Source organism: Capnocytophaga haemolytica (assembly GCF_001553545.1).
In the GTDB taxonomy this organism is placed as follows: domain Bacteria; phylum Bacteroidota; class Bacteroidia; order Flavobacteriales; family Flavobacteriaceae; genus Capnocytophaga; species Capnocytophaga haemolytica.
The window spans coordinates 514551-534913 of the sequence record NZ_CP014227.1 but is presented as its reverse complement, the minus strand read 5'-3'; the positions used below and the strand labels follow the sequence as shown (position 1 = coordinate 534913).

The window sequence follows — 20363 nt, the reverse complement described above, 5'->3', positions numbered from 1 at the left end:
TGAGCAGGTTTGGGAAATTACAGCTTTTTTTCAAGGGATTTCGTTTGTTGGTACGCATATTTTTACTACCTTTGCTCCGTTAATTAATTTATTTTTACCAATGAAAACGTATTTTATGAATCAGTGGGTTAAAGCACTTGCTTTTATGGTGCTTTTACTGACTAACATTAGCTTAGAGGCTCAATCATTCTACAAACCCAACTTGTCGAACAAATGGCTCGATAAGGACACTTCCGTAGCGGGCTATGACGGTCCGTACATATTCTACGAAGGCAACAAAGCCACCGTGTACGACATTACGATGGAGAAGGGCATTGCCAAAGTGCGCAAACAGACGTTCGACAAAGGCGTGGCGGGCAAATCTTTTAGCTCGCAGGTTGATGCCTCTGACGCTATTCACTTTAAGATTAGAGACCAGATCACCAATGCCCCCGCGGAGTATCCTATGCCTGAGAAGCTCATCGCTATTTCGGACATCGAGGGTGAGTTCGCCGCCTTTAAGGAGTTCCTTATCAACAATGGGGTGATGGATAAGCATTACAAGTGGACTTTCGGCAAAGGTCATCTTGTAACCGTAGGCGACCTTTTTGATCGTGGGCTGTTAGTTACGCAAACCCTCTGGCTGATTTATCACTTGGAGAATGAGGCAGAAAAGGCGGGCGGTAAGGTGCATTTCGTGATTGGTAACCACGATATTATGAATATGAACGAAGATTTTAGGTATACCCGTAAGAAGTATTTTGAAGATGCCATACTGATGGGTGTGCCTTATTTAGATTTCTATAAGCCCAACACTGAACTCGGGCGTTGGCTCGGCAGTAAGAATATCATTGAAAAGATAGGCGACTACGTGTTCTTGCACGCGGGGATCTCAAAGCAGGTAAGCGATTTGGGGCTTTCGGTGCAGCAGATGGACGATGCAATGCGCCCGTATTACTTTCGTGAAAAAGAGGCGCGAAAGATGATTAAGGATAACCCTGTGATCGAAACTTTGTATCACTACGGCACTAGCCTCTATTGGCACCGTGGGCAGGGCACTGTAAAGGAGACCGCTGCCGACACGCAGGCGTATTTGGCAAAGCTCGGTGCTAAAAAGATGGTCATTGGGCACAGTCTGCACGACGGGGTAACTTACCTCTTGGATAAGACCGTCATAGACCTTGACGTAGAACACGCCGATGGCATCACCGAAGGGTTGCTCATCGAAGGGGGCAAGGAATACGTGGTAGACAAGGCAGGCAAACGCAGCGAAATCAGAGAGAATGTAGGACGAACAAAATAGCTCTGAGCTTCGAGCTTTGAGCTTATAGCGTGATTACTGTCTAGGAGCTTAAAAGCTATTGTCTAAAAACTGTATAAAACTATGCTTGAAAAGATAGAAGAACTAAGGAAGAAGTATGCAGAAGCTATTTCGGATGAAGAAAAGGAATGGCTAAATGTTGAAACGAGTAAACTCTATGAGCAAGACCCCGATGGTTTTGTGGAGGCAATGATGTGTTCCATAGATGCCGCGCTGCGACGTGCACGGGAATTGTCAGCAGATAGGAAGCCCACTACCTAAGGGTTAAAAAGCGAACACCTAAATGCTAAAAGTTAGATAAAACTATGAAAGGAATTGTATTAGCAGGGGGGTCGGGAACGCGGCTCTACCCGATTACTAAGGGCGTGTCGAAGCAATTGTTGCCGATTTACGACAAGCCGATGATTTACTACCCGCTATCGGTGCTAATGCTGGCGGGGATTCGCGAGGTGCTCATCATTTCTACTCCACAGGATCTGCCAGGTTTTCAGCGGCTGCTGGGCGATGGCAGTGATTACGGTATCCGCTTGGCGTATGCCGAACAACCGTCGCCTGATGGGCTGGCACAGGCGTTTATCATCGGTGAGGAGTTCGTCGGTGAGGACGACGTGTGCTTGGTGCTGGGCGATAACATCTTCTACGGACAGAGTTTCGTAAAGATGCTGCACGAGGCGGTAAGCACTGTGGAGAAAGAGCGCAAGGCGACTGTTTTTGGCTATTGGGTGAAAGACCCCGAGCGTTACGGTGTGGCAGAGTTTGACGCACAAGGCAACGTGCTGAGTATCGAGGAGAAACCCCAGGTGCCCAAATCGAACTATGCGGTGGTGGGCTTGTATTTCTACCCGAACAAGGTGGTGCAAGTGGCAAAGGACATAAAGCCTTCGGCGCGTGGTGAGCTGGAAATCACTTCGGTAAATCAGGTGTTTTTAGAGGACAATGCCCTAAAAGTACAGCTGCTGGGCAGGGGCTTTGCGTGGCTTGATACAGGCACCCACGATTCGCTGAGCGAGGCATCGCAGTTTGTGGAGACTTTAGAGAAACGACAAGGACTAAAAATCTCTTGCTTGGAGGAAATTGCTTATCACAAGGGCTGGATCAGTGCCAAAAAGCTCAAAGAGCTGGCACAACCGATGCTCAAAAACCAATATGGGCAGTATTTAATGGAGTTGATAGAGAAATAAAACTATGGCAAAGGTAAAGACAGCGTATTTCTGCCAGAATTGTGGGACTCAATATAGTAAATGGCAAGGGCAATGCTATGCGTGCAAGGAGTGGAACACCATTGTTGAGGAGGTGGTGCAGAAGGAGCTGCCTAAGGCTTGGCAAGAGGAGAGCAGTCCGCACACAGTGAAAGCACCGAAGTACGTGCCAGTATCGCAGATCAGTACGCAGGCAGAGGCAAGGCTGAACAGCAACAATCAAGAGCTAAACAACGTACTCGGCGGGGGTATTGTGCCTGGGTCGGTAACCTTACTGGGAGGCGAACCAGGGATAGGCAAGAGTACCCTGCTGCTGCAAATAGCCCTGAACCTGCCTTACAAGACGCTGTACGTATCGGGCGAGGAGAGCGAAAAGCAGATAAAGATGCGCGCTGACCGCATTCCACACAAGCTCGACAATTGCTATATCCTCACCGAAACGAAGACACAGAACATCTTCCAGCAGATAAAGTCGCTGTTGCCTGAGATTGTGATCATCGACTCTATTCAGACCTTGCAGACGGACTACATTGAGGCATCGGCGGGGAGTATTTCGCAAATCCGCGAGTGCACGTCCGAGCTTATCAAGTTTGCCAAGACCACTCATACGCCCGTGATCCTCATTGGGCATATCACTAAGGATGGGCAAATTGCTGGACCTAAGATATTAGAGCATATGGTAGATACGGTGCTGCAATTCGAAGGCGACCGCAACCACGTTTACCGTATCTTGCGCTCGCTGAAAAACCGCTTTGGGTCTACCTCTGAATTGGGGATTTACGAGATGCTCAGCAATGGGCTTAGAGAGGTGAATAACCCTTCGGAGATACTGATCTCGAAGACCGATGAGCTAATCAGCGGCACGGCAATAGCGGCGACCTTGGAGGGTATGCGTCCGTTGATGATTGAGATCCAAGCCTTAGTGAGCACGGCGGTGTACGGTACGCCTCAGCGCAGCACTACGGGCTTTAACGCCAAGCGACTCAATATGTTGCTGGCAGTGCTTGAGAAGCGCGCGGGCTTTAGGCTCGGGGCGAAGGACGTGTTTTTGAACATCACAGGAGGTATCACCATTGACGACCCCGCTACCGACCTCGGCGTGGCAATGGCTATCCTCTCCTCGAATGAGGATATAGCCATCGAGAAGAACGTATGCTTTGCGGGTGAAGTGGGCTTGGGGGGTGAAATCCGTCCCGTGCAACGCGTAGAACAACGCATCACCGAGGCGGAAAAGCTCGGCTTTGAGACCATCTTCATCTCGAAATACAGCAAAATAGCCTTGAAGAACACTGCCATCAAGGTGGTGAAGGTGTCGAAAATTGAAGAGGCAATACAAGAATTATTTGGTTAGTGTATGTTGGTTATACAATTAATTAAGATTCTTTAGGATAGAAAATAATTTTAAATTATCATAAACTATGGGACATTTACATACAGAGGCACATACTCATTCACATGAACACACAGATGAGCACAATCATCATCACTCTCACGAACACGGACATAGCCATTCGCACGAGCACCATCATCATAGTGTGGCAGATTTAAAACAACTCAATAGGGCTTTTTACATAGGGATAGGACTTAATTTGCTCTATACTATCATTGAGTTTGTAATTGGGTTTAGCGTCAATTCGCTGGCTTTAATTTCAGATGCCAGCCACAACCTGAGTGATGTAGCAAGTTTGGTGATTTCGCTCATTGGGATGAAACTGGCGCAGAAAACAGCTACACGGCTTTATACTTACGGCTATAAGAAAGCCTCCATATTAGCCTCGCTTATCAATGCAATTTTGCTAGTATTTATTGTTGTAAAGATATTTATTGAAGCCTTTGAGCGCTTGTTCTCACCTCCTGAGATGGCTGGTATGGCTATTATGATTACTGCTTTTATCGGGGTGATCATCAATGCTATATCGGCATTCTTATTCTATAAAGGGCAACAGTCGGACATCAATATTCGAGGGGCTTTCTTGCACCTAATGCTCGATGCGCTTGTATCAGTTGGAGTTATTGTATCGGGTGCTATTATCTATTGTACTCATTGGTATATGATAGACCCTATTACCAGTTTTGTTATAGGTATTGTCATTCTCTTCTCAACGTGGGGATTGCTCAAAGAGAGTATGAAGCTTATCTTAGATGGAATGCCTGAAAGTGTCAATAGGGAACACATCTTACAATTGCTTGAAGGCAATGAGCTGATTGAATCAGTACACCACCTACACATTTGGGCATTGAGCAGCTCACAGAATGCGCTGACTGCTCATATCGTGCTGAAAGACAATGTCACTCTTGAGCAGTTTATGCCTGTAAAAGCCGAACTCAAACATCTGTTAGAGCACGAGCACATCAATCACTGTACTTTTGAAATAGACACTTCTGGGTGTAAGTGTAATGAAATAGAGTGCCATTAATTCGATGGTACTCTTGTTTTCTCTTTATTAAACGAGTCTCTCCAATAAGGAATTATGTAATCAAAATCGCGTTTGAGTTTTGCTTTGTCCAAGACAGAGTATGAGGGGCGACGTACTTTGCTCGGGAATTCTTTCGAAAGGCAAGGTTTTACAACGCAATTACTACCTATACATCGTACAATCTCAACGGCAAAATCATACCACGAGCAAACTCCTTCATTAGAGAAATGGTATAGCTCGCGCTTATGCTCGTATTGCCCACTCTCAATGAGGAATACAATAAAGTCGGCTAAGTCGGCTGCATTGGTAGGAGTTCCTACTTGGTCGAATACCACCTTTATTTCATCGCGTTCTTGGCTAAGGCGCTCGATGGTTTTTACAAAGTTAGCACCAAAGCACAGTGAGTAAAGCCACGAGGTACGAAGAATAATATGGCGTGGATTGATCTGCTGGATTGCCTCTTCGCCAGCGAGCTTACTAAATCCATAGACCCCTAAGGGAGCGGTTTCATCAGTTTCGCGATAGGGACGCTGCTTAGTGTTGCCAAAGACATAATCAGTAGAGATATGGATCAGCGTTGCCTTGCGCTCTTTGCAGGCTTCAGCTAAGTGCTTTACAGCAGTATAGTTGATCAACTCTGCCTTCTCTGGTTCCTCTTCAGCTTTATCAACGGCTGTGTAAGCAGCACAATTTACCACTACCTCTATTTGGTTTTGCATTAGGAAAGTCTGCACAGCACCTTTGTCTGTAATATCTAAGCTGTCAGCATCGGTAAAGATATAGTTGCTTTTGCGGTCTTTATTTGCTTGGATTTCTGAGCCCAACTGACCTTTGGCTCCTGTTACTAATATATTTCTCATCTCCGTATGGTATATGGTTTTATTCTTCTAATGGTGGTTCACCCTCAGGAGCAGGGTCTATAAGGGGTTGCGATTCTACCTCTATAGGAGGTTTTTTAGGTGCTTCTATATTGAGCACTCTGTAGCCCAGTGTGAGACTTAACACTTGGTTATGTGTATTGCCCATAATGTGATCAGGCAGCACATTTACAAGTCCGTTACCGTATTGCAGTCCTGCGGTGAAGCGGTGCACTTCAATTCCTATACCGATGTTAACCCCCATATCAAAAGGGTGTAGATCGCCATTATTGCCTGTGGCTATCGTTAGTTGCTGACTTTCGCGATCCCAAGTGCTACCATCAGATTTCCGCTCTCTACTAATACGCCCCGAAACGGCTACTGCTGTATACAGCCCAGCCCGTATAAGGAACTTTACTTTTGCTTTGGGGCTACGGTAAACAAAGTGTGCTGGTAGCTCCAAATAGCTGTGGGTGTGATAAGTGTTGTCTTCCTCATAACCTCTTACACAGCCATCATAGGACGACCTGCTGCGGAAAGCATAGCCCTTAGTGGTGTAGAGCAATCCCGTTTCGAAGCCTACCCCTTGTGGAGCGCAGAAGGTTAGCAGCGAACCCACTTGCCAGCCAAAGGTAGGCATAGGTTCTTCCTCTACATTCTTTGAGTTGGAAAGCATTGCTATATTGAGCCCTGCTTTAGCTTCTATGCCTATATTTGCTTGCCCGAAGGCTGCAAAAGTGATGAGGAATAATAGCCCACTGAATAATAATGTGCTCTTTTTCATACCTTTTTAATTTAGAATTAGCCTTTTAAACGATAGGGCAAAGGTACGATTCTTTTTTATTAAAAGCAAATTATTTGTCGACTATTTTTTACTTTCTTTACCCCTTCACACAGCGGAAAAGGGTGTGGCTGTTACCACTGCCTAAGTTGTCGTAGATGTCGATTACCTTTAAGCCTGCTTTTTCTACGCATTTGATCATATCGCCTGAGTAGTACATTTTGCTGTTGCCGTTAGCCATAGCGGTGAAGTACACACTTATCTGGGTCAGGCAGTATGCGCCTGTTTCGTGTTGTTGTCTATCCCAGTAAGCCTCGAGAATGTACAGCTCGCTGTGCGCATCCATTGCTTGGGCAGCACGCTCTACAATGCTGGTCACTTCTTCTTCAGAGAAGCAGTCGAGGAACTGGCTCATCCATATTACATCGAAGCCTTTTGGGAAAGGCACTGCACTGTCGAGCAAGTTGGCTGGATGGGCACCTATGCGGTCGGCGCCTTCTTTGCCAGCAGTATTCTGACGCATTAGGGCTAACTGCTGTGGCAGATCCATAATGGTTACCTTTACATCGGGGTTGAAGCTGACGCATTTTAGGGCAAAGCGTCCTGTATTGCCGCCAACGTCGAGCAAGGTATTTACTTTCCTTTTAAAGATGATATTCAGCGCATCGGTAAAGGAGTAATCAGAGTAGTAATGGTCAAAAGCAAACCACTTTTCTTGGGCTACTTTGGGCAACTGTGAGAGCCCTTCATAGATAGTAGCCCAGTCGCCAAAGACTTTTAAGCCTGCAGGGCGTGCCTCGGTAAGGGCTTCTTCGAGGTGGAATAGCCCTTGGTAGCATACTTCCTGCACAAAGTCCATATTGATGCGTGCCGTTTTGTCGCGCAAGAGGAACCAGCCCGCTTTGGTGATGCTAAAGGCATCGCCTTTGACGATCACTGTCCCAATGGAGAGTGAGGCCTCAAGTAATACTTTTAGGGCATACTCGCTCAAGCGGGTTTGTGCAGTGAGCTGCTGCAAGGTGAGCCCTTCGGGGGCATCACAGAGGGCATCAAGTACGCCGAGCTTTACCATCAGGCGTGATACTTGGAATACAACGGGGGCAAAGGCTATTTCCTCTGCTAAGCGCTGTGCTTGAAGAGCGCTCTGGGTTTCGTGGGTGTATTTTTCTTCTAATGCAGGTGTTAAATTCATACCTTGAATAGTGCTTTTATACTTCTTTTTTGAGGCTGCAAAGTTAATAAAATTATTTTACATTATGCCACCTTCGCGCACAAAACTGCCTAATACAAGCATTGTAACGCCGAGGAGGGTAACGCAGATAATGTGTACTGCCATCTCGGGGAGGGGCTTGATATTGCCTTTGCGGAGCTTAGGCAGTACGCGCGTTTGGGCGGATATAGCAAAGCTGGCAGTCAATAGGATACATATCAGCTTGAGGGACACTACGCGCTCGACGGGGCTGGAGAAAGTGAACCAATATTGTAGCCCTGCATTGTAGTCGTAAGCCATCACAATGCCTGTGATCACCAAGAGGAAGAGCGAGGGCATACCAATGGGCTCGTAGGTGCGCTCAAACTTGTCAATATAGCTAAAATCATTGTGACGGAGGGCGCGAGGCAGGTACGCCAAGGCTAAAAACAGGTGTCCGCCGACCCATACGGTAGCTGCCAGCAGATGGATAATAAGGATGATGTGGTGTGTACTCATAGTGTTTTATTTGTTGTTAAAAGTGTTCATTGTAGTGTTAAGGCCTGCCATCGCAAAGGAAAGGGCAGCCTCAGCGCTTTTGGTAAGGCGCTCGCCCATCAGGGCTTCCTCGTCGGGAGTCCATTGCCCGAGGACGTAGTCAATCTGGTGCCCATAGCCGAAGTTGCTGCTAATGCCGAATCGCAAGCGCGCATAAGCAGTAGTGGCGAGCTGCGCCTGAATGTCCTTAAGCCCATTGTGCCCACCATCGCTGCCTTTGCCTTTGAGGCGTATGGTGCCAAAGGGCAGGTTGAGGTCGTCGGTGATGACCAGTAGGTTTTCGATAGGGATGTTTTCCTTCTCGAGCCAGTAGCGGACAGCCTTTCCGCTGAGGTTCACATAGGTGGAGGGCTTAAGCACAAAGAGGGTGCGTCCCTTGTTTTTTAGGATAGCCATATCGCCGAGTTTTTCGGTGGAAAAAGTGCCGCCCAACTGCTGAGCGAGGGTGTCGGCTATGCGGAAACCGATGTTGTGGCGGGTGTTGGCATACTCGCTGCCTATGTTGCCCAAGCCTACTATTAGATATTTCTTCATCACAATGTAAATTTTTGTTCACGGGGGGCGCTATCGGTAGGGGGTAGATCCGTTGCGTGTCCGTTCTGTATCCGTTTGGAGTTCGTTTGTGTTTTTTATCTTTTTCAGTAAAAAAACGAGCAAAGATATAATTTTTTGTACTTTTGCTAAAATTTTAGTTCAATTTATTTTTATGAAGATATTGTTTTTGGATCAGCCGCATCCGTTGATGCTGGCGCAACTATCGGCACAAGGGTTTGAAAATCATATAGATCACTTGAGTAGTAAGCAGGAAATTGAGGAGAAGATCGCCCTTTACGACGGGGTGGTGATCCACAGTAGATTTGTGATTGATAGGACGTTTTTGGACTGTGCGACGCGCTTGCGTTTTATCGCTCGGGTGGGTGCAGGCGTGGAGAATATCGACGTGGCTTATGCGGCTTCGAAAGGCATACAGCTCATCTCTGCTCCTGAAGGCAATAGGAATGCGGTGGGTGAGCATACGCTTGGGTTGCTGCTGGCTCTGCTGAACAATTTTAAAAAGGCAAACCTTGAGATTATGCACGGTAAGTGGCTTCGCGAGGCTAACCGCGGCTGGGAGCTGGACGGGAAGACGGTGGGGATCATCGGTTATGGCCATATGGGGAAGGCTTTTGCACGGAAGCTCAGGGGTTTTGATTGTAATGTGATCTGCTATGATATTGCACCAAATGTGGGCGATGAGAATGCGCAGCAGGTTACTTTTGTGGACTTTGTGCGTGCTGTGGATGTGGTGAGCGTGCATACGCCGCAAACGCCACTGACCTTGGGGATGATTAATGCGGATTTTATCGCCCAAGTGGTGAAGCCTTTTTGGCTACTAAATACGGCTCGTGGGAAGATCGTGGTGGCTGATGACTTGGTCGCTGGGCTGAAAAGTGGCAAGGTGCTCGGTGCTGGATTGGACGTGCTGGAATATGAGAAGCGCACCCTTGAGGAGTTTGTGATCGATGCGCATACGCCTGCCTCGTTTAGGTACTTGATGGAGGCTGAGAACGTGATCTTAACGCCTCATATTGCTGGGTGGACGCAGGAGAGCAAGGAGAAGCTGGCACAGGTGATCGTGGATAAGATTATTGCCTTTGTACGGGGGTAGTTGCGAGATATAAATCTTTTTCGTAACTTTGCGGCTTAAAATATAGGTTGTGGATATCAAAACACTCATAAAAGCGGCGCGTTTGCGCACGTTGCCCCTATCGGTTTCGGGCATTGTAATGGGGAGCGCTTTGGCGTATCGCGAGGGTGCTTTCCGTTGGGGTATTTTTGTACTGGCGCTGCTGACCACGGTGCTTTTTCAGGTACTTTCAAACTTCGCCAACGACTATGGCGATGGGATAAGGGGCACGGATAATGCTGATAGACTGGGACCTGAGCGTGCTTTGCAGAGTGGTAAGATCACCCCTGGAGAGATGCGGCAGGTGATAGGTGTGACGGTGTTGCTCTCAATTGTTTCGGCGGTGAGTTTGATTTATGTATCGTTTGGGAGCGATCAGTGGCTTTATTTTCTGATTTTCTTTGTGCTGGGCTTGCTGTGCGTAGGGGCAGCTATCAAGTATACGGTGGGGAAAGGTGCCTACGGGTATATGGGTTTGGGCGATGTATTTGTGTTTGTCTTCTTCGGCTTGGTGGGCGTACTGGGGTCGTATTTTTTGTATACGCAGATGCTTCAATGGGGGGAGGTGCTGCCCGCGGTTGCCATTGGGCTTCTGAGCGTAGGAGTGCTGAACCTCAACAATATGCGCGACTATGAGAATGATGAGCGTTCAGGCAAACACACCCTTGTGGTGAAGATGGGGATAGGACTGGCGAAGTATTACCATTATTATTTGATAGTGTTGGCAATGCTGGCGATGCTTACCTTCTCGGTGATACACTTGCAGATGCGTTGGGAGCTGCTGTACTTGGTGGCGTTTGTCCCTTTGAGTGTGCACCTGCTCAGGGTGAGGAGCAATAGGGACTTGAAGTTGCTGGACAAGGAATTGAAGACGGTAGCGCTGAGTACTTTCCTGCTCTCGGTGCTTTTTTTTATAGGACTCTTAATGTGACATATATGGATATAACTTATTACGGGCACTCGTGTGTGGGCATCAAGATAGGTGAGAAACACCTCTTGGTAGACCCTTTTATTTCGGAAAACCCGTTGGCAAGCCACGTAAAGGTAGATGAGATACCCGCTGACTATATACTACTGACTTGCGCGCAACAAGACCACACCTCGGATGTGGAGCGCATCGCCAAACGTACAAAAGCTACGATCATAGCGAATTACCAAATCGTTGCGTACTTTTACAATAAAGGCATTGAGAACGGGCACCCGATGGACTTAGGAGGGAGCTATACTTTCCCTTTTGGGCAGGTGAAGTGTGTGACGGCTTTGCACTCGTCGGCTTTTGAGGATGGCACCGATGGGGGTAGTGCTGGGGGCTTCGTAATAAAGGCTGCGGATAAGACGATATACATAGCAGGTAGCACAGCGCTGCACTTTGATATGCAGCTCATACCAGTGCGGTTCAAGATAGATATGGCACTATTGCCTATCGGTGGTAATTTCACTATGGATGTGGAAGACGCTATAATGGCTTCGGACTTTGTGAAGTGCAACAAGGTGCTCGGGTTGCATTATGACACCTTCACCCTCATTAAGATAGACAAAAGTGCTGCTCAGCGGAGTTTTAAGGCAAAGGGCAAGGAACTGATATTGCTCAATATCGGGCAAACAACTACGGTGTAACAACAATGAAAGGTACAATACTTATCATCATCAGTTTGCTGGTAATGCCTTTGTATGGGCAACATAAGAAGGCATACCAGTTTTTTGACGCCAAGGGTAAAAAGGCGGATTTCACAAAGCTGGCGAAGGCTGCACAGCGCAGTGAGGTAGTGCTCTTCGGTGAGCTACACGACAACCCTATTTGCCATTGGTTAGAACTTGAACTGGTGCAAACACTGCAAAAGCAAACCCCTTTGGTGCTTGGTGCTGAAATGCTGGAGCGGGATAATCAGAAGGAATTAGAGGCGTACCTGCAAGGGCAAATGACCGAAAAAGCGCTTGACTCATTAGCGCGGCTGTGGGATAATTATGCGACGGACTACAAGCCTTTAGTCGATTTTGCTAAGGAGCATCAGTTGCCGTTTATCGCTACGAATATTCCGCGAAAATACGCCAGTTTGGTTTATAAGAAAGGTTTGCAGGCTTTGGACACGCTGCCTTCGCAAGAGAAGGCGTGGATCGTGCCGCTGCCGATGCGTTTTGACGGTAGCCTCTCACAGTACCAAAAGCTGAAAGAGATGATGCCGAGCCATATAGGGAATGATAATTTTGTGAAAGCACAGGCTATCAAGGATGCTACGATGGCACATTCTATCATTGCAAACTTGCGTCCGAAAAGTGTGTTTGTGCACTTTAATGGCAGCTACCACAGTGATTTTCATCAGAGTATTGAGTGGTATCTAAAACAAGAGCAGCCTATGCTGAAAGTTCTCACTATTAGCACTGTGATGCAGAGCGACCTTTCGAAATTAGAGAAAGAATACAAAGGTCAGGCTGATTTTATCTTGGTGGTTGATGAAGATATGACTAAGACTTTTTAGCAATGAGAGTACTACACACTGCCGACTGGCATTTGGGTCAGACTTTTTACCAATACGACCGCTATGAGGAGCATCAACACTTCCTCAACTGGCTTTTGCAAACTATTGAACAAGAGCGTATTGACGTGCTTCTTATCAGCGGAGATATCTTCGATGTATCGAACCCAGCTGTTGCTTCTGTACGGCAATTTTACCATTTTTTAAGAGAAATACTTCAGCGGTTTCCTGAGTTACAAGTGATTGCCACGGCGGGCAACCACGACTCGCCTGTGCGGCTTGAGATGCCTGTTCCTTTTTTGGAAGGCTCGCATATACACCTTATCGGTAGTGTGAAGCGAAGTGGTGAGGGAGCTGCAATAGATTACCGCTCGCTGATTATACCTCTCTACAAGCCCCAAACTACGACGGTGGAGGCGTATTGCTTATCGGTGCCTTTTCTTCGCTTAGGCGATTACCCCAAAGCAGAGGGTAACGGAATGGATTATGCCAAGGGCGTGAGTCAATTTTACCAAGAGATCACCAAGGAGGCGCAAGAGATGCTAAAGCCACATCAGGCGCTTATCGCTATGGGACATCTGCACGCCTCAGGAGCGGAGATTTCGGAAGAGGACACTGCTGAACGGGCGATCGTAGGTGGAGTGGAGGCTATCAGTGCTGGGCAGTTCCCAGAGGCGTTGCAATATGTAGCTCTGGGGCATATACACAAAGCGCAAAGGCTTGCTGGAAAGGACTTTATACGGTACTCAGGCAGCCCACTACCGCTGTCGTTTGCAGAGCGCAGATACAGTCATCAGGTGGTGTGCTTTGAGATAGAGGATGGGAAGGTGAGCGATATCCGAACGCTCAATGTACCGCTGCATAGGCGTGTGTTGAGCATCCCTGAGACGCATCGCCCTATTGAGGAGGTGCTGGCTGCTTTAGGAGATTTACCAGAGAGAGGACAACAGGAGGACACAGCGCCCTATCTGGAAGTAAAGGTGCTACTCACTGAACCTTTACCCGACCTTAAAACACAGATAATTAAAGCAGTAGAAGGTAAAGCAGTACGGCTATCGCGGATAGATGTACAATATAAATGGGCGATTGACAGTGAAGAGGGGGAACCCCAAAGAGAAATACAATTGGAGGAATTGAGCCCGCAGCAGGTGCTGAAAGGTGTTTATGAAAAGACCTACAATGAAGAGATGCCTACTTTCTATGAAGCACTGGTAGAAGAAGTGCTGCAGGAGCTTGAAGCACAGCAAAACAACGCCTAAATGTATGGACGAGCGTTAGAGATAGTTTTTTTAATCTCAGATAGAAAAAGTTTTGATCCAATTGCTTGCATTGTAAAATAAAGTTCGTACCTTTGTCGCCTATTTTGCAAATCAGATCAAGAGATGTCACCGATATACAACCAATTATTAATACCGTTTCTTACAGCGATGTTGCTGGCGATTACGATGGGGGGTAGTGGTACTGCGCCAGCATTCTCAGCTACTTATGGTGCAAATGTGATCCGCAAGAGTATCATCCCAGGGTTGTTTGGTATTATGGTGTTTGTAGGTGCCCTTTTAGCGGGGAAAAAGACCGCTAACACAATGGGGAGCGGCATTCTTTCAGGTGAGTATATGACCTTCATAGTGGTGTCGATAGCGCTGTTCTCAATAGCTATCACGATGCTTATTTCGAATATCGCGGGGATACCACAATCGACCAGCCAAGCGGCGGTGCTCTCACTGGCAGCGCCAGCACTTTACTTCAATAAGCTCGATACGAATATGCTTTTTGAGGAGATTATCCCAGCGTGGTTTGTTCTGCCTGTGATCTCGTATTTTCTGAGTTTTTTTGCGGGGAAATACATCTACAAGCCGATGCGGCGGCGGGGGCTGACGATGCTGAGAGCGCAGAATGAAAATGCAAAGCCTATTTGGGATTATCTGTTGATAGCGATGGCGCTGTACGTGTCGTTTGCCATTGGTTCGAACAACGTTGCCAATGCTGCGGGTCCGCTTTATACGATGACTATCAATGAGCTGAATATCAAAGAGAGTGATCACATAGTGATCTTGATGTTGGCTACTTTGGTAGTGGCACCTTGCTTCGGCATTGGCTCGTCACTATTCGGTCATAAGATACTGCGCAATACAGGAAAGGAGATTGTGCTTTTCGGGAAGTTTGAAGCGGTGATTATTGCTTTTATCTCAGGGAGCTTGCTACTGCTTGCCTCAGTGGTGAAAGGGATACCAACCTCACTGGTTCAGGTGAATGTAGCGGCTATTCTGGGGATAGGAGTCGCCAAGATGGGGCATAAGAATATTTTTAAGAAGACACAGGTAAAGCGGTTTTTTGCAATGTGGATGATAGCACCTGTGATCTCATTTGTACTGTCGTTACTACTGATTTTTTTGGCTGACAGGTTCAATTTTCTTTGAAATTTTACTTAAAGGATTGTTAAAATTTGACCGTCTTGTGAAAAAAATGTATAAATTTTTTATAGTTGAGAAGATGTGTATTTTGCTGTAATTCAATTTTATACAGAAAACTGTGAAAAAATTAAATATTAATATATAGTTAAAATGGTGAAAAAGGTATCTCTATATTTGAAAATATTGCTACCTTGCACCCGAATTTTTATGCTAACAAGTGTTTTTACTATGAGAAGAAATTTATTAAAAGTCCCTGTTTTCGTTGCCTTGGCAGGATTGCTACTCGCAAGCTGTGGAGGTAAGAAATCCGACAAGAATACGTCAAGTGCGACAGGGTGGAAAATCAACGCCAAGGAAGGTGGTTTTCAGTACAATACAGATTTTAAGGATCAAGAGACAGGTCCTGGGTTAGTGTTGATTGAAGGCGGAACATTCACAATGGGGCAAGTGCAGGACAATGTGATGCACGATTGGGATAATATGCCTACGCAACAGCACGTACAGTCGTTCTATATGGATGAGACTGAGGTAACAAACAAGATGTATATGGAATACTTAGATTGGTTGAAGCGAGTGTTTCCTCCAGACCAAGAACAGTATAGAAATATATATATAGGTGCATTGCCTGATACTTTGGTATGGCGTAGCCCACTGAGTGCTAATGAAGCAATGGTAACTAATTACTTGCGTCACCCTGCTTACGCTGAATACCCTGTAGTAGGTGTAAACTGGGTACAAGCAGTACAGTTCAGTACTTGGCGTACTGACCGTGTAAATGAGGCTATCTTAGAGCGTGACGGCTTCCTTGCTAAGGATGCTCGTTACAATGTAGATGCTCAGAGTACATTCAGTACTGATACATATTTAAATGCACCTTCAGAGACTTACGGAGGTAAGATACAAGGAGAAATGGGCGGTAAGAAAGCAACTGACAAGAATGGTGAGACAGCTTATGCTAAGCAAACCAGTGGTATTTTGTTGCCTGAGTATCGTCTTCCTACTGAAGCTGAATGGGAATACGCTGCGAAATCGCTTAATGGTATCCGTGAATACAACTCACTACAAGGACGTAAAAAATATCCTTGGGATAGTCAATACACACGTTCGACTAAGCGCCGTACTCGTGGTGACCAGTTGGCTAACTTCAAGCAAGGTAAAGGTGATTATGGTGGGCTGGCAGGTTGGTCAGATGATAAAGGTGATATCACTGTAGCAGTAAAGACTTACCCACCTAATGACTTTGGTTTATATGATATGGCTGGGAACGTAGCTGAATGGGTAGCTGACGTATATCGCCCTATCATTGATGATGAGATCTCTGATTTTAACTACTATCGTGGTAATGTGTATATGAAACACGCTATTGATAAAGATGGTAAGCAAGTGGTGGTTACTACTGAAAATGTGAAGTATGATACTTTGCCTAACGGGAAGATCATCGCTCGTAACCTCCCTGGAAACTTAGCTACTATTCCTATTGACTCAAGTGAGACTTACTTGCGTTATAACTTTACACACTCTGATAACCGTAGCTATCACGATGGTGATAAGGCTTCAACCCGTAATTATCGTGGACAAGATGAGATGATGACAGCTGATGCTGACTATGTAAACTCAATGTACAACGCTCCTAAGCCTAAGAAGCAAGGAACTTCACCTAATGGTAAGGATTATGATACTTCTAACGATCGTACTTCACTTATTGACGACGAAGTTCGCGTATACAAAGGTGGTTCGTGGAGAGACCGTGCTTATTGGATTGACCCTGCTCAACGTCGTTATTTACCTCAGTACATCGCTACTGATTACATCGGATTCCGTAACGCAATGAGCCGTGTAGGTTCAAAGGCTAAGAAGAACCATAAAACTCCGAAAGGATAATTTTCAAAAAATATTCAATAAATTAATTGTACAGAACGTTGCAAATGCTTACATTTGCAACGTTTTTATTTTACAGTGAATAGGAACTGTAAAACACTAATTATCAATAAGTGTATGTATAAGCATTATCCTAAAAAACGTTATGACCGTACGCTGGCAATCCTAAAAAAGTTTGCTCCTGAGGGTTGTAGTGTGCTGGATTTAGGTGTTAGGAACCCTTTTTCAGAGGTGATGGAAGCCTCTGGCTATCGTGTGCAAAATACGCAAGGTGAGGATTTGGATTTAATGCCTGAGCATTTGCAAAGCTATGCTGCTGACTTTACCACGGCTTTGGAGATTTTGGAGCATTTGGTTAATCCTTTTGGAGTGTTGCAGAACGTCCCTTCGAGGAAGCTTCTGGTTACAGTGCCGCTTCGCTTGTGGTTCGCTTCTGCTTATCGCAATAACAAGGACCCTCGCGATTGTCATTTTCACGAGTTTGAAGATTGGCAGTTGGATATGCTTCTTGAGAAAGCGGGTTGGGAAATTCAGTACCGTGAGAAGTGGACCCACCCTGTGAAGAAACTGGGTTTTCGCCCCTTATTGCGTTATTTTACCCCTCGGTATTATGCCGTTTATGCAGAGCGATGTGAGTTCAAAAACTCTACAAAGTAAATAGATATAATAGATAAAATTTTAATACTCAATGGATACAGAAAAAGTAACTCAGTATATTGTGCAATGGATTAAGACCTATGTGGAAAATGCACACCTTAATGGTCTTGTTATAGGCGTTTCTGGTGGTGTTGATTCTGCAGTAGTTTCTACACTTTGCGCCCAAAGTAAATTGCCTACTTTATGTGTTGAGATGCCTATCCATCAGGCAGAAGCACACGTGAGCCGAGCTAAGGAACATATCGCTCAGCTAAAGAAGAAATACAAGAATGTAAGTGCTGTTGAAGTGGATTTGACGCCTACTTTCGATCAGTTCGTAGCTGCTATCCCTAAAACGGATAAGACTACCTACGAGATGGCGCTTGCCAATACAAGAGCACGTTTACGTATGACTACATTGTACTATTTTGCTGGGCTGGACGGACGTATTGTGGTAGGAACAGGAAATAAAGTCGAGGATTTCGGAGTGGGCTTTTTCACTAAGTACGGCGATGGTGGCGTTGATATAAGTCCGATTGCTGACTTGATGAAAAGTGAAGTTTATAAGCTTGCAGAGTATTTGAAAGTACCTAAATCTATTCTTGAAGCAAAGCCTTCGGACGGCCTTTTTGGGGATGACCGTTCAGACGAGGATCAACTGAAAGCCACTTATGACGAGCTTGAATGGGCTATGCAGTACATTAATAAACCTTCTGGAGATGAAACTCTTACCGATCGGCAGTACGAGGTACTTCAGATATACACTCGCTTACATCGTGCTAATCTTCATAAGATGACGCCTATCCCTACGTGCTTAATTCCTTCATCATATAAATAGAATTCTTTTATTAATAGATTGATTACGAAGATGAATATACTTATTTTAGGCTCCGGTGGGCGCGAACACGCCTTCGCATATAAAGTAGTACAAAGCCCTCACTGCGAGAGGTTGTATGTAGCTCCTGGTAATGGTGGAACTGCTGCGATAGCTACAAATGTAGATATTTCAACTACTGACTTTCAAGCAGTGAAAAGGCTTGTTATTGAGAAAGATATTAAGATGGTTATAGTTGGACCTGAAGATCCTCTTGTGCACGGTATCTATGACTTTTTTAAGCGCGACACATACCTCGCTGAAAATGTACAGATTATAGCACCCTCACAAGAAGGGGCTAAACTTGAAGGAAGTAAAGAGTTTGCTAAGCAATTTATGCAGCGACACAGTATTCCTACGGCAAAATACAATAGCTTTACGAAAGACCGGCTTGAGGAAGGTTATCGGTTCTTAGAGACTTTAAAACCTCCTTATGTTCTCAAGGCTGATGGTCTGGCAGCTGGTAAGGGAGTGCTGATTCTACCTTCAATTGATGAGGCTCGTACAGCTTTGCACGATATGCTCATTGAGGCTAAGTTTGGAGAGGCAAGTCATAAGATAGTTATTGAAGAATTTTTAGATGGTATTGAGCTAAGTTGCTTTGTGCTGACCGATGGTAAACATTATAAGATCTTGCCTACTGCAAAAGACTATAAGCGTGTAGGAGAAGGAGATACAGGACTAAATACAGGGGGAATGGGAGCAATCTCACCAGTTCCGTTTGTTGATGACCTTTTTATGCAGAAAATTGAAGAGCGTATTATCAAGCCTACAATTTTAGGATTGCAACAGGAACATATTGACTATAAAGGGTTTATTTTTATTGGACTTATCAAGGTTGGTGAAGACCCGTTTGTAATTGAGTATAATGTCCGTATGGGTGATCCTGAGACAGAGGTCATTCTCCCACGGATTGAGTCTGACCTAGTCAATATTTTCAAAGCCTTAGAAAAGCAAGAACTTGATAAAATGACATTAAAAATAACACCAAAGACTGCAGCAACAGTGATGCTTACCTCCGGTGGCTACCCAGAAACTTATCAAAAAGGATTCCCTATTACAGGATTAAAAGATGTAAATGAAAGTCTTGTATTTCACGCTGGGACAGCTATCAAAGATGGTAAAACTGTAACTACAGGAGGTCGCGTGCTTGCTGTAACATCGCTTGCAAATGATTTTCATAAAGCTCTTGCACAATCATATAAGAATATTGAGAAAATCCACTTTGAGAGACAGTACTTTCGAAGGGATATCGGGTTTGATTTATAAATAATTAGGAGTCTCAATTAGATGAGACTCCTTTTTTATTAATACATTATTGATAGCTTCTCTCAATTGAGCATCTGTAAAGAGTTTTTCTTTCTCTCCATACCTAAGGTACAACACAGGATCTCCTTTTGGTCTCGATACTATTTCTTCTAAACCAAAATCTTTATCTTTCCCTTCCTTTATACTTTTAACCTTATAAAGTCGGTTATTCAGCTTTACATATCCAACTCTACTAATACATAAATTCTCAAATTCATCAAATTCCTCTCCTTGGGTATTATACAGAATTACTTGTTCTCCTCCAATTTCATCATTTGAAATACCTTCTACATTTAAAAGTAAATCAAAAGCCTTTACCCCTCTTATCTTCAAGTGAAACTCTGCCGTTTTTTCTTCTTTATCATCCTCTGTTGAAGGGCGTATGTCAACAAGTTTAATTGGTTTCAAACGTTGATTACTTAAACTACCTTGCGCATATTTTTGGGCAGATGAAGTAAAGCCTGTAGCGGAGACTACAAATATCTCACTAATATTCTGAAGATCTAAAGTAGCCCCTTCTCTTTCTCTTAAGATACCTATTTCTAATTTCTTATTGCTATTATAAGTACGATCTTTAACTTCCACTAACACCTTTTCATCTTTCTCTATAAGGACATCTATCTGATATTTAGCTCCACTTTCTCCTATAAGCTCTTCATCGTGAATCACCTCCTCTTTAAAGAAAGTGTTAAATACAGCTGCTGTTATTATCTCAAGAGCTGCTCCTTTCTTTTTAGGAGAATACTCCATCAGTTCATAAAATAGTTTGTCTACTTCTGATCTCATAATAAAATAAAAACTGCTCTCTTGAGCAG

21 protein-coding genes are annotated in these 20363 nt (G+C 45.1%); 15 read left to right on the top strand and 6 right to left on the bottom strand.

What is annotated here, in order from left to right; translation table 11 throughout:
- Window positions 1–100 precede the first annotated feature (100 nt).
- The 5 genes from AXF12_RS02440 (at window position 101) to AXF12_RS02420 (ending at window position 4916) form a co-directional block, all read left to right on the top strand.
- On the top strand, window positions 101–1282 hold the full coding sequence (locus AXF12_RS02440; protein ID WP_074861027.1) for a metallophosphoesterase: 1182 nt from the start codon (window positions 101–103) through the stop codon (window positions 1280–1282).
- 81 nt (window positions 1283–1363) lie between these two features.
- A complete protein-coding gene (locus tag AXF12_RS02435; RefSeq protein WP_066428051.1) occupies window positions 1364–1561 on the top strand; it encodes a hypothetical protein in 198 nt (65 codons plus the stop codon).
- A gap of 44 nt (window positions 1562–1605) precedes the next feature.
- Window positions 1606–2481 carry a glucose-1-phosphate thymidylyltransferase RfbA gene (gene rfbA, locus AXF12_RS02430; protein ID WP_066428050.1) on the top strand — a complete coding sequence of 292 codons (876 nt, stop codon included), beginning with the start codon at window positions 1606–1608 and terminating at the stop codon, window positions 2479–2481.
- 4 nt (window positions 2482–2485) lie between these two features.
- Window positions 2486–3850: a DNA repair protein RadA gene (radA, locus tag AXF12_RS02425; RefSeq protein WP_066428049.1), complete on the top strand. Its 1365-nt coding sequence runs from the start codon at window positions 2486–2488 to the stop codon at window positions 3848–3850.
- A gap of 67 nt (window positions 3851–3917) precedes the next feature.
- A complete protein-coding gene (locus AXF12_RS02420; RefSeq protein ID WP_066428048.1) occupies window positions 3918–4916 on the top strand; it encodes a cation diffusion facilitator family transporter in 999 nt (332 codons plus the stop codon).
- Here the strand turns inward: AXF12_RS02420 and rfbD are convergent.
- The 5 genes from rfbD to pth all read right to left on the bottom strand — a co-directional run bounded on the left by rfbD (window position 4913) and on the right by pth (window position 8835).
- Complete coding sequence (rfbD, locus tag AXF12_RS02415; protein ID WP_066428047.1) at window positions 4913–5776, bottom strand: dTDP-4-dehydrorhamnose reductase; 864 nt, start codon at window positions 5774–5776, stop codon at window positions 4913–4915. The genes AXF12_RS02420 and rfbD overlap by 4 nt on opposite strands.
- A 19-nt stretch (window positions 5777–5795) precedes the next feature.
- Window positions 5796–6557 (bottom strand): porin family protein, encoded by a 762-nt coding sequence (locus AXF12_RS02410; RefSeq protein WP_066428046.1) that lies wholly within the window; start codon window positions 6555–6557, stop codon window positions 5796–5798.
- Window positions 6558–6654: 97 nt separating this feature from the next.
- Window positions 6655–7746, bottom strand: coding sequence for a FlxJ family methyltransferase (locus tag AXF12_RS02405; protein ID WP_066428045.1), 1092 nt, complete (start codon window positions 7744–7746; stop codon window positions 6655–6657).
- 57 nt (window positions 7747–7803) lie between these two features.
- On the bottom strand, window positions 7804–8262 hold the full coding sequence (locus AXF12_RS02400; protein WP_066428044.1) for a CopD family protein: 459 nt from the start codon (window positions 8260–8262) through the stop codon (window positions 7804–7806).
- Between the two features lie 6 nt (window positions 8263–8268).
- Entirely contained in the window at window positions 8269–8835 is a 567-nt protein-coding gene (gene pth, locus AXF12_RS02395) for an aminoacyl-tRNA hydrolase (protein WP_066428043.1), read from the bottom strand.
- Between the two features lie 172 nt (window positions 8836–9007).
- Between pth and AXF12_RS02390 the strand changes: the two genes are divergently transcribed.
- The 10 genes from AXF12_RS02390 to purD all read left to right on the top strand — a co-directional run bounded on the left by AXF12_RS02390 (window position 9008) and on the right by purD (window position 19509).
- The gene (locus AXF12_RS02390; protein WP_066428042.1) at window positions 9008–9949 is read left to right on the top strand and encodes a 2-hydroxyacid dehydrogenase; all 942 of its coding nucleotides are present in this window, start codon (window positions 9008–9010) and stop codon (window positions 9947–9949) included.
- A 49-nt stretch (window positions 9950–9998) separates the two neighbouring features.
- The gene (gene menA / locus AXF12_RS02385) at window positions 9999–10898 is read left to right on the top strand and encodes a 1,4-dihydroxy-2-naphthoate octaprenyltransferase (protein WP_066428041.1); all 900 of its coding nucleotides are present in this window, start codon (window positions 9999–10001) and stop codon (window positions 10896–10898) included.
- A gap of 5 nt (window positions 10899–10903) precedes the next feature.
- Window positions 10904–11584, top strand: coding sequence for a metal-dependent hydrolase (locus tag AXF12_RS02380; RefSeq protein ID WP_066428040.1), 681 nt, complete (start codon window positions 10904–10906; stop codon window positions 11582–11584).
- 5 nt (window positions 11585–11589) lie between these two features.
- Window positions 11590–12444, top strand: a complete 855-nt coding sequence (locus AXF12_RS02375; protein ID WP_066428039.1) for a ChaN family lipoprotein — start codon at window positions 11590–11592, stop codon at window positions 12442–12444.
- Between the two features lie 2 nt (window positions 12445–12446).
- Window positions 12447–13700: an exonuclease SbcCD subunit D gene (locus tag AXF12_RS02370; protein ID WP_066428038.1), complete on the top strand. Its 1254-nt coding sequence runs from the start codon at window positions 12447–12449 to the stop codon at window positions 13698–13700.
- 123 nt (window positions 13701–13823) lie between these two features.
- Window positions 13824–14858 carry an inorganic phosphate transporter gene (locus AXF12_RS02365; RefSeq protein WP_066428037.1) on the top strand — a complete coding sequence of 345 codons (1035 nt, stop codon included), beginning with the start codon at window positions 13824–13826 and terminating at the stop codon, window positions 14856–14858.
- Window positions 14859–15080: 222 nt separating this feature from the next.
- Window positions 15081–16733: a gliding motility lipoprotein GldJ gene (gldJ, locus tag AXF12_RS02360; protein ID WP_449384833.1), complete on the top strand. Its 1653-nt coding sequence runs from the start codon at window positions 15081–15083 to the stop codon at window positions 16731–16733.
- Between the two features lie 114 nt (window positions 16734–16847).
- Window positions 16848–17387, top strand: coding sequence for a class I SAM-dependent methyltransferase (locus AXF12_RS02355; protein ID WP_066428035.1), 540 nt, complete (start codon window positions 16848–16850; stop codon window positions 17385–17387).
- Window positions 17388–17418: 31 nt separating this feature from the next.
- Window positions 17419–18204 (top strand): NAD(+) synthase, encoded by a 786-nt coding sequence (gene nadE, locus AXF12_RS02350; protein WP_066428034.1) that lies wholly within the window; start codon window positions 17419–17421, stop codon window positions 18202–18204.
- A gap of 30 nt (window positions 18205–18234) precedes the next feature.
- Window positions 18235–19509, top strand: a complete 1275-nt coding sequence (gene purD, locus AXF12_RS02345; protein ID WP_066428033.1) for a phosphoribosylamine--glycine ligase — start codon at window positions 18235–18237, stop codon at window positions 19507–19509.
- Here purD and AXF12_RS02340 read toward each other — a convergent pair.
- Window positions 19504–20334, bottom strand: coding sequence for a restriction endonuclease (locus AXF12_RS02340; RefSeq protein ID WP_066428032.1), 831 nt, complete (start codon window positions 20332–20334; stop codon window positions 19504–19506). The genes purD and AXF12_RS02340 overlap by 6 nt on opposite strands.
- Window positions 20335–20363: the final 29 nt, after the last annotated feature.